The organism is Microlunatus ginsengisoli (assembly GCF_039537205.1).
GTDB lineage: Bacteria > Actinomycetota > Actinomycetes > Propionibacteriales > Propionibacteriaceae > Microlunatus > Microlunatus ginsengisoli.
Window position 1 is genome coordinate 140,182 of sequence record NZ_BAABAB010000007.1, and the last position, 14,053, is coordinate 154,234.

Consider the following 14,053-nt stretch of genomic DNA (forward strand, 5'->3'; position numbering starts at 1 on the left):
CGGGGGGTGAAACATCACCCGCCCGAGCGGATGAATGCGAGGCGGACACAACGGGTGCTGAGGGAGTGTGGGATGACCGACCTGCTGGACACCGACCTGCGGAACATCGACGGACCTGAGATCGCCGGTTGGCCGGCTGTCCCACCGCGGCTGGTCGCGCGGCTGGACGAGTCGGTCGCGGCATCGCGGCTGACGGTGATCGGCGCTCCCGCCGGGACCGGCAAGGCCGCGCTCGTGTCGTGCTGGCTCGCCGGATCGGGCGCGGAGCCGATCGCGTGGATCGACGTAGCGTCGGTGGGTGGCCCGGCGGGGGTGCCGGATGCCCTTCGCCGCTCCCCCGCCGCCGACGTCCCGCTCGGCGGCGGGATGCGGGTGGTGGTGCTCGACGACCTCCCGGCCGGTCCGCCGGCCGAGCTGGACGACATGCTGCGTGCTCTGCTGGCCGAGACGGCCGCCGACGTCCGGCTGATCGTCCTCGGGAACCGGCGGCCGTCGTTCGACCTGCACGGCCTGGGACTCGCCGGGGGTACCCTGCCGATCACCGCGGCCGAGCTCGCGCTGGCCGAGGACGAGATCGCCGACCTCCTCGCCCGGAGCGGCGTGGACGCCGAGCCGGGCACGGTACGCCGGGTGGCGGAGGTCAGCGCTGGCTGGGCCGGCGGGGTCCGGCTGGCAGTTCGGGAGCTGCGGTGCGCCGGCTCGACGCAGGCCGCGCTGTCCGAGACCGAGCGCACGATTGCCGACCAACTAGACGCGGCGGTGCTGCGCCGGCTCACTGCCGAAGCGCTCCGGCTGCTGACCGCGACCAGCATGGTGGCGGCGGTGACTCCGGAGCTCGCCGACGCCGTGCTCGGCGACGGACACCCGGGCGATCCCGGCCCGCATGAACCCTCCCTGACCGGCGGAACGGCCGCCGCGACGATGGCGTCGATCGACGACACGCGGGGATTCGTCGAGCGCAGCGCGGACGGCTCGCTCCGCTGCCACCCGCTACTGCGCCGGCTGCTGGCTCGCCGACTGGCCGCCGACCCGGAGCGGGCCCGCCAGGCCGCCCGTCGTGCAGCCCGGTTCTGCGCCGCTCGCGACGATCACGACGCGGCCCTGGAGATCCTGGTCCAGGCGCGGGACTGGGCCGGTGCGGGCCACCAGCTGATCGAGACGCTCGCGGTCCCCCGGCTGATCGCCACCGGTCATCACCCGTTGCTGGACCGCCCGGACGTCGCCGACGGGATCGGCGCGGCCGAACCGTTGGTGCTGGCCGCTGTGGCGCTGGGCCGCTCCTGGCCGGAGACCGCCCTGCGCGCGATCGAGATCGCCGAGCGCGAGCCGCACCGGAGCCACGCAACGGTCGCCGAGCGGGTCAGCCTGGCCCTGCTCAAGACGGTCGCCGCCCGGTCTCGAGCCAGCGTCGGCTCGGGGATCCGGCACGCCCGTCAGGTCCTGGAGCTGCTGCCGGCGCTGACCGTGTCCCAGCGCGACCGGGCGCCCGAGCTGGTGCCGCTGGTGCAGTCCCATCTCGGCGCGTTCGCCCTCTGGAGCGGTGCTCCGGAGCGGTCGGCGGCTGCGTTCCAGCGGGGTGCCCGCGGCTTCGGGTCGCGGTCGGCGGCGGTCACCGGACCCGCGTGGCCGATCGCCGCGGCCGACTGCCTCGGCCAGCTGGCATTCGTCGAGGCGATCGCCGGCGAGCTGACCACTGCCACCCGGCATGCCTCTGACGTGCTCACCGCCCGGCCCGCCGACGGTGTGGAGCGCGGCGTGGTGCACGCCCAGCTGGCGACGGTATGGACCCACGCCGCCCGGGGCGAGCTGGCGCAAGCCGTGCAGCGGTTCGAGAGCGTGTCGGTGCGGATGTCCGGGCTCGCCGACGGGGAGCTGCACCCCGGCCGGGCCGCTGCGCTGGGCCTGGTCGGCGCCCGGCTGGCCGCCGTCACCGGTGACAGCCGGTTGAGCGCCCATCTGGGCCGGCTCTTCCGGTCGGCGGCCGGCGCCGGATTCTTCGGCGACCAGTTGCGGCTGGCCCGAGCCGAGGCCGAGCTCGACGCCGGCCAGCCCACCCGCGCGATCCAGCTCCTCGCCGACGCGCCGCGGGTCAGCGCCGAGATCCGCGCCCTGCGCTGCCGGGCATGGCTGCTGCTCGGCGATCTGTCGGCTGCCGGCACGGCGCTGCGGGTCCGGCCGGGCGAGCCGGCGGCGCTGCTCACCCAGCTCCAGCTGGAGCTGCTGGAGGCCAGGCTGGCCCACGCCACCGGCGACTGGGATCTTCGGACGGCCCTGGTCGAGCGGGCGCTGCGGACCGCCGCGCGCGAGCAGCTGCGCACACCGCTGCGCTGGGCGAAGGACTGGTTGCACACCGTCGTCGCATCCGACCGGGTGCTGATGAACCGGTACGGGTCGTTCGTGGCCTCGATCGGGACGGGGTCGGTGGGCGCGACCAGTGATGCCGAGCCGGCGACCCGGCAGGCCGGTTCGGCCGCTGCACCCGCGACTCCGCTCACCCGGCGGGAGGCCGACATCCTCGCCCGGCTCGGCACGATGAGCACCAACGAGGAGATCGCCGCCCAGCTCTATCTGTCCACGAACACGATCAAGACGCACCTGAAGTCGCTGTATCGCAAGCTCGACGTCGCCCGCCGATCCGACGCCGTCCGCCGCGGCCGGGCGCTGGGCCTGTGCTGAGTCGGTCAGCAGGCCAGGAGATAGTCCAGCCGGCCCACGTCGGCCAGTTGCCGCAGCGTGGTGCGGAGGGCGTCGTGGGAGAGCCGGACGCGGACGACGGTGGTCTGCACCAAGCGGTGCGACCAGCGCAGGTGATGCAGGATGGCCGTGCCGAGGCAGCCGTCGATCCGCACCTCGCAGTAGTCGGCGGACTCGTACAGCTCACGCGGTGCGATGCCGAGACTGGACAGCGCCTGCAGCAAGGTGTCGACCTCGTCGGGGCGCCGGGGGTGCCGCCAGAACACGGTCAGCGGGTCGGTCGAGTGCACCTCGGCACCGGGTGCCAGCGACCGGACCCGATCGGCGACGTCGCCGACCAGGCCGATCTCGTACGTCCGCAGCGGCGCGGTCCCCGCCTCCGCCGCCACCTCGCTCATGACCCAAGACTGCCGAGTGCACGCCCGCACGGCGTCACCCGAGCCGGGTGAACGTGTCCGGCTGCTGCGCTCGGCGCGTCCGGCGGCATTGGACCCGCCGCCGTGACCCGTGGTAGTCCGATCATCAGCAAGGGTCAGAGGAGGCTGGTACGCATGTCCGTGAGCTCGTCGCCGGTGGTCGACAAGGCTGCGGGTGGATTCTCGATCGTCCTGCTCACGCTGGCTTCCGGCCAGTTCCTGATGACCCTCGACAGCTCGGTGATGAACGTTTCGATCGCCCAGGTCGCCGAGGACGTCGGCACGACGGTGACCGGGATCCAGACCGCGATCACGCTGTACACCCTGGTGATGGCCACCCTGATGATCACCGGCGGCAAGATCGGCAGCATGATCGGGCGGCGACGCGCGTTCGCGATCGGCTGCGTGATCTATGGCTGCGGGTCGCTGACCACCGCACTGGCCCCGTCGCTGCCGGTGCTGATCATCGGCTGGTCCTTCCTGGAAGGCGTCGGGGCCGCGTTGATCATGCCCGCCATCGTCGCCCTGGTCGCGTCCAACTTCGCCGCCGAGCAGCGACCACGGGCCTACGGTCTGGTCGCCTCTGCCGGCGCCATCGCGGTCGCGGCCGGTCCGCTGATCGGTGGCGCGATGACGACGTACCTGACCTGGCGGCTGGTCTTCGCCGGCGAGGTCGTGATCGTCCTGGTGATCTTGCTGCTCACCCGGCGGATCCAGGACCTGCCCGCCGAGGCCGGACACCGGATCGACCTGGTCGGGGTGGTGCTGTCCGCCGTCGGGCTGGGCATCGCGGTGTTCGGAGTGCTGCGCTCCGCGGAGTGGGGCTGGGTCCGGCCGAAGGCGGGGGCCCCGTCGGTGCTCGGCCTCTCGCTGACGGTCTGCCTGATCGTGGCCGGCCTGGTCATCGTCCGGGTGTTCTTGTGGTGGGAGGCGCGGGTCGGTGCCCGTGGCGGCGATCCCCTGGTGTCGGTCGGGATGCTGAAGAACTCCCAGCTGGTCGGCGGGCTGACCATGTTCTTCTTCCAGTTCCTGCTGCAGGCCGGGCTGTTCTTCACCATCCCGCTGTATCTGTCGGTCGCACTCGGGTTGAGCGCGGTGCAGACCGGTGTCCGGCTCCTTCCGCTGTCGATCACGCTGCTGTTGGCCGCGGTCGGGGTGCCGAGGCTGTGGCCCACGGCATCGCCGCGCCGGGTCGTCGGCCGCGGCCTGATCGCCCTGCTCGCCGGCATCGTGTCGCTGATCCTCGCGCTCGAGGTCGGCGCCGGCCCCGAGATCGTCACCGTGCCGCTGCTGCTGGCCGGATTGGGGGTCGGCGCGCTCGCCTCGCAGCTGGGCGCGGTCACCGTCTCGGCCGTGCCGGACGAGCTGAGCGGCGAGGTCGGCGGGCTGCAGAACACCTGCACCAACCTCGGCGCCTCGCTCGGCACCGCCCTCGCCGGGTCGGTGCTGATCTCGGTTCTCACCGCCAGCGTGCTGGCCGGGATCGCCGAGAACCCGTCGCTGTCCGAGCAGGTCTCGGGCGCGGCCGAGATCCAGCTCGCCGCCGGCGTGCCGTTCGTCTCCGACAGCCAGCTCGATACGGCCCTGGAACAGGCGGGAGTGCCGGCCGACCAGGCGCAGGCGATCGTCGAGGTCAACACGCAGGCGCGAATCCAGGGCCTGCGGACCAGTCTCGCCGTGTTGGCCGTGCTGGCCGTGCTGGCCACCTTCCTGACCCGGTTGCTGCCGATCGAGCCGGCCTCCTCCACCGGCCGGGCGAGCACCGACCCGCCGCCGGCGGAGTCCTAGAAGGACTGGAGCCCGGCACCGACCACCACCAGGCCGAGCACGATCAGCACGACCGCGCTGACGATCGGGCCGTCGGTGGCGAGCATTTTCGATGCCGTCCCGAGCCGTGGCTCCATCCGTGCCGGGGCGAGCAGGGTCGCCAGGATCGGGATGGTCACCGTCGAGGTGGCCAGCACGACGTAGCAGATGCCGAGGGCCAGGCTGGCGGTGGCCTTCAGCGAACTGACGTGGAGCTGCAGGCCGATGACCGCGGCCAACAGCAGGTTCTTCGGCCGAAACGCCATGATCAGCCCGACCCCGAACGCCTTGATCGGGCCCAGATGATCCACCGCGGCGGCCCAGCTCGGCAGCCGGGGCTCCTCGGTGGCGTGCAGATGCCGGCGCCAGCTGCGCACACCGAAGACGATCAGGGCGAGCCCCACCGTCACCTCGATCACCGCCAGGGTCCGGTCCGCGCGGTGCGCTCTGGCCGGCGGCAGAGCCTGGGACGCGATCGTGGCCGCCACGACCACGATCAGCATCCCGAGCACGCACCCGATCATGAAGGGCAGGGCGGCCGACCGGCGGCGAGGTGAGAGCAGGATCAGCAGCATGATCGTGATCGGCACCGAGCTCAGGGCAGCCGCCAGCGCAACCGGCAGCAATTGGCCGACGGCACCGATCACGAACTGCTCACCTCTCTGGTCGCTCCTGCAGGCGTCGCCTCAGTGACCGGGGCCGGTCACCATCTGCGCGCGTTCTGACTCGTGCGCGCCACCCTTGCGGTCCAGAGTCTGACAGGCGTCGGCGATGTCGCGCGCCAGCGTGTCCACATGCTCGCGGCTGAGCGTCTGCTTGACCAGGGCGCGCATGATCGTCACGTCCTGCGCGTCCGGCGGCAGGGTGTACGCCGGCACCATCCAGCCGCGCTCGGCCGACAGCTGCCAGGCCAGATCGAACTCGTCGAAGGCGTTGTCGCCGCTCAGCTGGAACGCCACCAGCGGCAGCTGCTCCTGGTCCGCTCCGATCAGATCGAAGCGGCCGAGGTCGCGAAGTCGCTCGGCCAGCACCTGTGCGTTCTTCTGCATGTTGCGCATGATGTAGCCGTAACCGGCGCGGCCGTACCGGACGAAGTTGTAGTACTGCGCCAGCACCATCGACGACCCGGTGGAGAAGTTCAGCGTGAACGTCGCGTCGGTCTTGCCGAGGTAGTTCTCCTCGAACACCAGGTCCTTGGCGAGGTCCGCGGTCTCCCGGAAGACCAGCCAGCCGATGCCCGGATAGACCAGGCCGAACTTGTGCCCGGAGACGTTGATCGAACGGACCTGCTCGAGCCGGAAGTCCCACTCCGAGTGCGGATACAGGAACGGCCAGACGAAGCCGCCGCTCGCCCCGTCGACGTGCATCGGGATGTCCAGGCCGCGCGTGCTCTTGATCGTCAGCAGCAGGTCGTTGATCCCGACGATGTCGTCCTTGTGCCCGGTGAACGTGGTGCCGAGCACGGCGGCGACCCCGATCGTGTTCTCGTCCAGATGCGGTTCGACGTCCTCGGGACCGATCGTGTACTTGCCCGGCTGCAGCGGGACGATCCGCGGCTCCACGTCGAAGTAGCGGCAGAACTTGTCCCAGACCACATGGACGTCGGCGCCGAAGACCAGGTTCGGCCGGTCGATCGGCCGCCCGGCCGCCTGCTGGCGCTCCTTCCACTTCCACTTCAGCGACAAGGCGCCGAGCATGATCGCCTCGGACGAGCCCTGGGTGCGCGCGCCCGTCGTCTCTCCGGGGGCGTGGAACAGGTCGGCCAGCATCCGGATGCAGCGCTGCTCGATCTCCGCGGTCCGCGGATACTCCGCGTGGTCGATGAAGTTGCGGTGCAGGTTGTCGGCGATCACCCGCTGCGCCTGCGGCTCCATCCAGGTGGTGACGAAAGTCGCCAGGTTCCGGCCCGGATCACCCTCGATGGCGAGATCCTCCGCGACCAGACGCATCGCGTCCGTCGCACTCATCCCGTCGTCCGGGAACGTCCGGCTCGGGACCTCCTCGATCGCGAAGCTGTTGCCGAACAGCGCCGCGGCCGCTTGGTCGTCCATGGTCATGAGTTCCTCTCGATCGGCCGGCCGGTACTCGGCCGGCTGGACTGTGTCTGGTGCAGGGCGGCCCGCCAGGCCGGAAACATCAAGGCGGCTCCGACCAGGAAGCAGACCGCCCCGCCGAACGTGCCCGCCACGCTGATCCGGGTGCTCACCAGCTCCCCGCTGGGCAGGATGAAACTGGCCAGGGCGGACGCCATGAACAGGATCGACCCGGCCATGTTCCACCAGCCGATCCGCCAGCCGGACGTGTGCCGGCGACTGCCGTTCACCACGGCGACGGCGAGCAGCGCGAAGAAGCTGGAGACCAGGAACAGGATCGATCCGTAGATGTCGGGACGCCAGACATAGCGTTGCTCCTCGGCCACGGTCGCGTTGTGGATCAGGGCGGCGCCCGTGCTGATGTTGAAAAACAGCGTTCCCGGGAACTGGGTGATCGCCGCCAGCCAGGCTCGGTCGTGCGGCAGCCAGGCCCACCAGCGCAGCGGCGTCGGCCGGGTGGCGCTGGCCGCGTCGACCTCGGTTGCCGCCGGGGTCTGGGACTGCACCAGCTGCAGGAAGGACGCCGAGGTGAAGAAGATCGATCCGACGAAGTAGGTGATGCCGTCGATCGGGCCTCCGACGGCGTTCACGTACGCCGGGATCGAGCCCAGCGCGAAGCAACTGGAGCCGATCATGAACAGTCCGGCGATCGCACTGTTCAGGTGCACCGGCGTGACCCGCATGCTGCTCTCCTGTCGTCGCGCGCCGGGACAAAGTATCGCGGGCCGCCCGGCCGCTCGCCTCACCCGCGAGGGGCGAACCGGCGGGCATCTCCGACGTCTCGCTCGCAGCCCGATCGCACCGTGCCGAACGGGAGATCGGTCAGGCCTTGCTGAGGGAGATCGGTCAGGCCTTGCTGAGGGAGAACAGGGCAGCGGTGCCGGCGAGCGCGAGCCGGTCGCCGGAGCAGGCTGCGGCGAGGTCCCCGTTCAGGCCGATCACGCTGGCCACCTGGGCGAAGTCGAGGGCGCTGCGCTCGCCGGCGGCATTGCTCAGATAGGCGGTGCCCTTGGCCGTGCCGACCTTGAAGTGCCGGGTGGTCCCGCTGGTGGTGTAGGTGCCCTTCACGGTGCCGTCCACGAACAGGTCCGCCTGCCCCTTGCCGGCCACGGTCAGCGCGAACGGCTTGTCGCCCTTCGACGTGAGCACGTAGTCGCCGTCGGTGAAGTCGATCGTGGCGTCGCCGCCCTTGCCGACGCCGATCCCGGACTGGCCCTGTCCGGCGAACTGCTCCAGCCGGTACGTCCCCGCCGGCTGGCCCTTCGGGCAGGGCTGGCCCGACGCGCTCGCCTGCCCGGCCGCGGGCGTGGACGAGCCCGGCGTCAGCGCCGCGCTCGCCGCTGCGGTCGGCGACGTCCCGCTCGACGCGGCCGGTGACGGCTGCTCCGACGATCCGGAGCAGGCCGACAGCGCCAGCACGGCGCCGACCGCGATCATGGTCCAGCGTTTCATCGTCGGCGGTCTCCAGCTGTCTCGTCCGGTCGGGGCCGACCCAGGATAATCGGGTCGTGATCGAGACGCTCGAGGCCTACCTGGCCGAGCTGGACGAGCCGGCCCGGACCTGGGTAGCGGAGTTCACCGACTACGTCGGGGCGGCGTACCCGTCGCTGCAGCTGACCATGTTCCGGCAACGACCGATGTTCAAGTTCGGCCGGACCTACACCGACGGCTATGTCATGTTCACCGCGGCGAAGAGTCACTTCACCCTGCACGCGATCGAGTTCGACCTGATCGAGGCGTTCCGGCTGCGGTTGCCGCGGGCGAGCTTCGGCAAGGGCAGCATCAAGGTGAAGTTCGGCGACGTGGACGCCAAACCGGTGCTGCGCGAGTTCGTCGACCAGGTGATGGCCCGGCACGGCGTCGCCCGGGCCGGCTGAGGATCACCAGCTCGCGACGATCTCCTCCAGCTCGCGCCGCCGGCCGGTGTAGAACGGGATCTCCTCGCGGGTGTGTCGGCGGGCCGCCGCGCCGCGCAGCTCACGCATCAGGTCGACGATCCGGTGCAGCTCGTCGGCCTCGAAGGCGAGCATCCACTCGTAGTCGCCGAGGGCGAAGGACGCCACGGTGTTCGCCCGCACGTCGGGGAACGGCCGGGCCAGCATGCCGTGCTCGACCAGCATCGAGCGGCGCTCCTCCTCGGGCAGCAGGTACCACTCGTAGGACCGGACGAAGGGATAGACGCAGAGGTGCTTCTTCGGCGCCTCGCCGGACATGAACGCCGGCACGTGGCCCTTGTTGAACTCGGCCGGCCGGTGCAGCGCGAGCTGGGACCAGACCGGCCGCAGGCTGCTGCCGAGCGACGACCGGCGCAGCGCGTGGTACGCGTCCTGCAGCGTTTCCGAGGCCGGCGCGTGCCACCAGACCATCAGGTCGGCGTCGGCGCGCAACCCGGCGACGTCGTACCAGCCGCGGACGGCCAGGTCCTGACCGTCGGTCGCCGCGGCGATCGCCTCCAGCGCGGTCGCCGCCGCCTTCGCCGGCTCGTCTTCCAGCCCCCGCTCGAAGCGGAAGACCGACCACATCGTGTAGCGGATCGTCTCGTTGATCTCGCGCGCCTTCATCCCGCCCGCCTCGCTCATTCCGTTCCCTCCGGCCAGCCGGCCAGCTCCGACTCGATCTTCTCCGCGGCCCGGTTCGCCGACGCCACGCAGGCGGCGATGCCGACGCCGTCCAGTGCGGCTCCGCAGATCGCGATCCCCGGCTCGGCCGCCAGCGTCGCGCGCAGCCGCGCGACCCGCTGGCGGTGGCCGACCAGGTACTGCGGCAGCCCGCCGCCCCAGCGGCTGACGTGACCGGTGACCAGGTGTGAGCGCGACCAGCCCGGCAGCTCCTGGGCCTCCGCGTACGTCCGCTGCAGCAGCGCCTCGTCCGGCAGCTGGAGCAGCGCCTCCTCGCCTACCCGGCCGACGCTGGCCCGGACCACGGACACGCCGGGGCCCCAGCGCCGCTGCGCCGCCTCCGCGACCCACGCCCACTTGGCCGAGCTGTGGGTGACCGCCTTGATCGTCGGCAACACCCCCGGCGGTACCAGCAGCCCGGATCCCTCGGTCCGGACGTCGCGGACGACCAGGGTCACCACGGCGACCGACGCGTACGGCACGTCGGCCCACTCGGCGGCGGCCGGCACGGCCTCGGACAGCAGCCGGGCGAACGCGTGTGCCGGAGTCGCCAGCACCACCGCGTCGACCTCGACGGCGGCCGCGGTGCCGGACGCGCCCTCGCCCGCCGCGCCGACTGCCAGCTCGAACCCGCCGCCGGTCCGGCGTCGCAGCGAGCGCACGGTCGCGCCGCTGCGCAGCGTCGCTCCGTGCCGTCGCAGTTCCTGGACCAGCGCGTCGACCAGCCGGGAGACGCCGCCGGCGAGTCCGGCGAAGACCGGCCCGTCCTGGTCGGAGCGCGCGGCGGCGCGGGCGTGGTGCAGCAGCGACCCGCCGGCCCGCGCCCGCTCGAACAGGTCGGGCGCGACGGCGGCGAAGGACAGCTCGCGGGACCGGCCCGCGTACACCCCGCCGAGCATCGGCTCGAGCACCCGGTCGGTCACCTCGGCACCGAAGTGGTCGTCGACGACCGCTCCGATCGCGATGTCGTCGGGCAGCGGTCCCCACTCGCGGCGTGGCTCGTCGGCGGCGCGGGCATAGCCCTCGTCGCTCAGCACGACGGCCAGCGCGGCCAGATCCGTCGGGACGCCGAGCAGGCTCGGCGGCACCCGCACCGGCCGGCCGCCGATCAGCACGCGCGGCTTCTCCGCCGTCGGGTGCACCACCATCACGCCGAACCCGAGCTCGTGGACGAGATCGACCGCCTCCGGGCGGCGGGCCAGGAACGACTCCGCCCCGGCGTCCAGCCGGACCCCTTCCAGCGACAACGGCGCCAGCTTCCCGCCGAACCGGGGTGAGCTCTCCAGCACTGTCACCCGGCAGCCGGCGGCGAGACGTCGAGCGGCCGCCAAGCCCGCGACGCCCCCGCCGATGACCGCGACGTGCGGCTGGGGGCTCACCGCGCGACTCCGGCCGGGGCCGCCACCGCCGGTCGGCGGAGCCGGGCCTCCCGCCGGATCGCGGCGCCCTCGGCATGGACGAGTTCGACGATCCGGCCGAGGACGTCCGGATCGGCGTCCGGCGGCACCCCGTGACCGAGGTTGAACACGTGCCCGGGCGACTCGGCACCCGAGCGCAGCACCGCGGTGACCCGGTCGGCGAGCACCGGCCAGGGCGCGCCGAGCAGGGCGGGATCGAGATTGCCCTGGACCGCGTACGACGGCCCCACCCGGGCCGAGGCCTCCGCCAGCTGAACCCGCCAGTCGACGCCGATCACGTCGGCGCCGGCCGCGGCCATCGGGACCAGCAGCTCTCCGGTGCCCACCCCGAAGTGGATCGCCGGCACGCCGAGCCGGCGGACCCGGTGCAGCACCGCAGCCGAGTGCGGCTGGACGTAGCGGACGTAGTCGGCGACCGCCAGCGCGCCGGCCCAGGAGTCGAACAACTGGACGGCTCGCGCGCCGCCGGCGACCTGGGCGGCCAGGAACGCGGCCGACACGTCGGCCAGCCGCCGGCACAGGTCGTGCCACAGCTCCGGCCGGCCGACCATCAGCGCCTTGGTCCGGGCGTAGTCCCGGCTCGGGCCGCCCTCGACCAGATAGCTGGCCAGCGTGAACGGCGCGCCGGCGAAGCCGATCAGCGGGGTGTCGCCGAGTTCAGCCACGATCAGCCGGGCCGCCTCCTCGACGAAGCCGAGGTCGTCCGGGTCCAGTGGGCGGATCCGTTCCAGATCGGCGGCGGTGCGGACCGGCTGCGCGATCACCGGCCCGGTGCCGGCGACGATGTCGACACCTACCCCGGCGACGGCGAGCGGCACCATGATGTCGGAATAGAAGATGGCGGCGTCCACGCCGTACCGGCGGACCGGCTGCAGGGTGATCTCGGCCACCAGGTCGGGTCGGCGACAACTGTCCAGCATGCCGATCCCGGCGCGGACGGCCCGATACTCCGGCAGCGAGCGGCCGGCCTGCCGCATGAACCAGACCGGCACCTCGTCGTCGTGATGGGCGCGCCGGCAAGCCGCCAGGAACACCGAGGACTCGCCGCCGGGTGCGCGTGACGACACGTCGGGCGTCCTCCTCTGGTCGGTTTCGTCGGCGCGTCGAGCCACGTACGCCGGGCAGGTGAAGACTACCCTCGACGCGTGGGAGCGAAATCGGACGCTACACCGGCACCGGCCGCCTTCCGACGCGCGCTGAAGGAGTTGCTGGCCGCGAGCTGGCGCCCCGAGCTGGTGGTCACCGAGATGCCGGCGCCGCAGCGCATCGCCCCCTTCTCCGCCGCTATCACCGCCGACGTGATGGTCGGCGACGAGGAGGTCGGCAGCGGCCGGCTCGTGCTGCTGCACGACCCGGCGGGCAATGCCGCGTGGCAGGGCACCTTCCGCTGCGTCACCTTCGCCCGCGCCGACGTGGACCCGGAGATGGTCACCGATCCGCTGCTGGCCAGCGTCGGCTGGTCCTGGCTGCTGGACGCGCTGGCTGGGCACGACGCCTCGTTCGTGGCGCCCAGCGGGACGGTCACGTCGGTGTCCAGCGAGTCCTTCGGGACGATGGCCGACGAGCCGGCCCGGGCCGAGGTCGAGGTCCGGGCGTCCTGGACCCCCCAGCTGACCGACGGCGCCGGACTGGGCGCCCATCTCAGCGCCTGGGGCGAGCTGTTGTGTACGACCGCCGGGCTGCCGCCGCTGCCGGCGGGCGTGGTGCCGATGCCGTCTCGACGCGGCCGGTGAGCGACCCGGAGATCGATACCGCCGGCGAGCCCCTGGAACAGGACGTGCCCGAGCCGGACGTCCCCGTGCTGACCGCTCCGCGGGACGGCCTGCCCGTGGTGGACGAGACCGGCGACGAGCTGGCCCGGACCATCGCCGCGCTGGCCGGCGGGCACGGACCGGTCGCGGTCGACGCCGAGCGGGCCCACGGCTTCCGCTACAGCCAGCGGGCCTATCTGCTGCAGCTGCGGCGCGCCGGTGCCGGCACCCACCTGATCGACCCGGTCGCCTACGGTCAGCCCGCCGATCTCGGCACGCTGCGCGACGCGATCGCCGACGCGGAGTGGGTGATCCACGCCGCCAACCAGGACCTCCCCTGCCTGGCCGAGGTCAACCTGGTGCCCCGAACGCTGTTCGACACCGAGCTGGCCGCCCGGCTGCTCAACTATCCGCGGGTCGCGCTCGGCACCATGCTGGAGGAGCTGCTCGGCGTCCGGCTGCTGAAGGAGCACTCGGCGGCCGACTGGTCCACCCGTCCCATCCCGCACGACTGGCTGAACTACGCCGCGCTCGACGTGGAACTGCTGGTGGAGCTGCGCGACGCGCTGACCGCGCGGCTGGCCGAGGCCGGCAAGGACGAGTGGGCCCGGCAGGAGTTCGCCGCCCTGGTCGCCGGCGCCGGCACCAGGCCGCCGGTCCGCGAGGATCCGTGGCGGCGTACGTCGGGGATGCACAAGGTCCGCACCCGCCGGCAGCTGGCGTACGTGGCCGAGCTCTGGTCCACCCGGGACGAGATCGCGCGCGAGCAGGACCGGGCGCCGGGTCGGGTGCTGGCCGACGTCGCGATCACCGAACTGGCCACCGCGGCTGACCCCGGCGCCGCCGCGCTCCGCCGTGTTCCCGGGTTCACCCGGCGGCAGGCGCGGCGCTTCGACGCGGAGTGGCTGGCGGCGCTGCGCCGGGCGGCCCGGCTGCCGGAGTCGCAGCTGCCGCCGATGCATCGACCGAGCGAGGGTCCCCCGCCGCCGCGGATGTGGCAGAGCAAGGACCCGGCGGCGGCGGCGCGGCTGGCGGCCGCCCGGGAGGCGCTGGCCCAGCGGGCCGCCGAGGTGGAGCTGCCGGCGGAGAACCTGCTCACCCCGGACTACCTGCGCCGGCTCGCCTGGCGGCCGCCGGTGCCGGCGACCGCGGCGAGTATCGACGCGACCCTCGAGGGCTTCGGTGCCCGGGCGTGGCAGCGCGAGCTCACCGTTCCGCTGCTCGTCGACGCGCTCGCCGGCTGAACCCCACCAGCAG

The 14,053-nt window shown here is 72.7% G+C and carries 13 protein-coding genes; 5 read left to right on the forward strand and 8 right to left on the reverse strand.

Annotated elements, in window-relative coordinates:
- The first annotated feature begins 72 nt into the window (after positions 1-72).
- Complete coding sequence (locus ABD747_RS05685) at positions 73-2,676, forward strand: LuxR C-terminal-related transcriptional regulator (RefSeq protein WP_344802259.1); 2,604 nt, start codon at positions 73-75, stop codon at positions 2,674-2,676.
- Between the two features lie 5 nt (positions 2,677-2,681).
- On the opposite strand, the gene ABD747_RS05690 is transcribed toward ABD747_RS05685, so the two are convergent.
- Positions 2,682-3,092, reverse strand: a complete 411-nt coding sequence (locus ABD747_RS05690; RefSeq protein WP_344802261.1) for a hypothetical protein — start codon at positions 3,090-3,092, stop codon at positions 2,682-2,684.
- A 153-nt stretch (positions 3,093-3,245) separates the two neighbouring features.
- Here ABD747_RS05690 and ABD747_RS05695 point away from each other — a divergent pair, with 153 nt between their 5' ends.
- A complete protein-coding gene (locus ABD747_RS05695; protein WP_344802263.1) occupies positions 3,246-4,898 on the forward strand; it encodes an MFS transporter in 1,653 nt (550 codons plus the stop codon).
- On the opposite strand, the gene ABD747_RS05700 is transcribed toward ABD747_RS05695, so the two are convergent.
- From ABD747_RS05700 to ABD747_RS05715, 4 genes are all read right to left on the reverse strand, one after another.
- The gene (locus ABD747_RS05700; RefSeq protein WP_344802265.1) at positions 4,895-5,563 is read right to left on the reverse strand and encodes a GAP family protein; all 669 of its coding nucleotides are present in this window, start codon (positions 5,561-5,563) and stop codon (positions 4,895-4,897) included. The two genes, ABD747_RS05695 and ABD747_RS05700, sit on opposite strands and share 4 nt — an antisense overlap.
- A 39-nt stretch (positions 5,564-5,602) precedes the next feature.
- Positions 5,603-6,967 (reverse strand): glutamate decarboxylase, encoded by a 1,365-nt coding sequence (locus ABD747_RS05705; RefSeq protein WP_344802267.1) that lies wholly within the window; start codon positions 6,965-6,967, stop codon positions 5,603-5,605.
- A 2-nt stretch (positions 6,968-6,969) separates the two neighbouring features.
- Entirely contained in the window at positions 6,970-7,692 is a 723-nt protein-coding gene (locus ABD747_RS05710; RefSeq protein WP_344802269.1) for a hypothetical protein, read from the reverse strand.
- A 163-nt stretch (positions 7,693-7,855) separates the two neighbouring features.
- Complete coding sequence (locus ABD747_RS05715; protein ID WP_344802271.1) at positions 7,856-8,461, reverse strand: hypothetical protein; 606 nt, start codon at positions 8,459-8,461, stop codon at positions 7,856-7,858.
- Positions 8,462-8,517: 56 nt separating this feature from the next.
- On the opposite strand from ABD747_RS05715, the gene ABD747_RS05720 reads away from it, so the two are divergent.
- Positions 8,518-8,886: a hypothetical protein gene (locus ABD747_RS05720; RefSeq protein ID WP_344802273.1), complete on the forward strand. Its 369-nt coding sequence runs from the start codon at positions 8,518-8,520 to the stop codon at positions 8,884-8,886.
- 3 nt (positions 8,887-8,889) lie between these two features.
- On the opposite strand, the gene hemQ is transcribed toward ABD747_RS05720, so the two are convergent.
- The 3 genes from hemQ to hemE are packed head-to-tail and all read right to left on the reverse strand — an operon-like array spanning position 8,890 to position 12,112.
- Complete coding sequence (hemQ, locus tag ABD747_RS05725; RefSeq protein ID WP_344802275.1) at positions 8,890-9,588, reverse strand: hydrogen peroxide-dependent heme synthase; 699 nt, start codon at positions 9,586-9,588, stop codon at positions 8,890-8,892.
- Entirely contained in the window at positions 9,585-11,006 is a 1,422-nt protein-coding gene (gene hemG / locus ABD747_RS05730; RefSeq protein WP_344802277.1) for a protoporphyrinogen oxidase, read from the reverse strand. Before hemG ends, hemQ begins: the two co-directional genes overlap by 4 nt.
- Entirely contained in the window at positions 11,003-12,112 is a 1,110-nt protein-coding gene (gene hemE, locus ABD747_RS05735) for a uroporphyrinogen decarboxylase (protein ID WP_344802279.1), read from the reverse strand. Before hemE ends, hemG begins: the two co-directional genes overlap by 4 nt.
- Before the next feature lie 78 nt (positions 12,113-12,190).
- Between hemE and ABD747_RS05740 the strand changes: the two genes are divergently transcribed.
- The gene (locus ABD747_RS05740; RefSeq protein WP_344802281.1) at positions 12,191-12,778 is read left to right on the forward strand and encodes a DUF3000 domain-containing protein; all 588 of its coding nucleotides are present in this window, start codon (positions 12,191-12,193) and stop codon (positions 12,776-12,778) included.
- Positions 12,775-14,040: an HRDC domain-containing protein gene (locus tag ABD747_RS05745; protein WP_344802283.1), complete on the forward strand. Its 1,266-nt coding sequence runs from the start codon at positions 12,775-12,777 to the stop codon at positions 14,038-14,040. The genes ABD747_RS05740 and ABD747_RS05745 overlap by 4 nt, the downstream gene beginning before the upstream one ends.
- Positions 14,041-14,053: the final 13 nt, after the last annotated feature.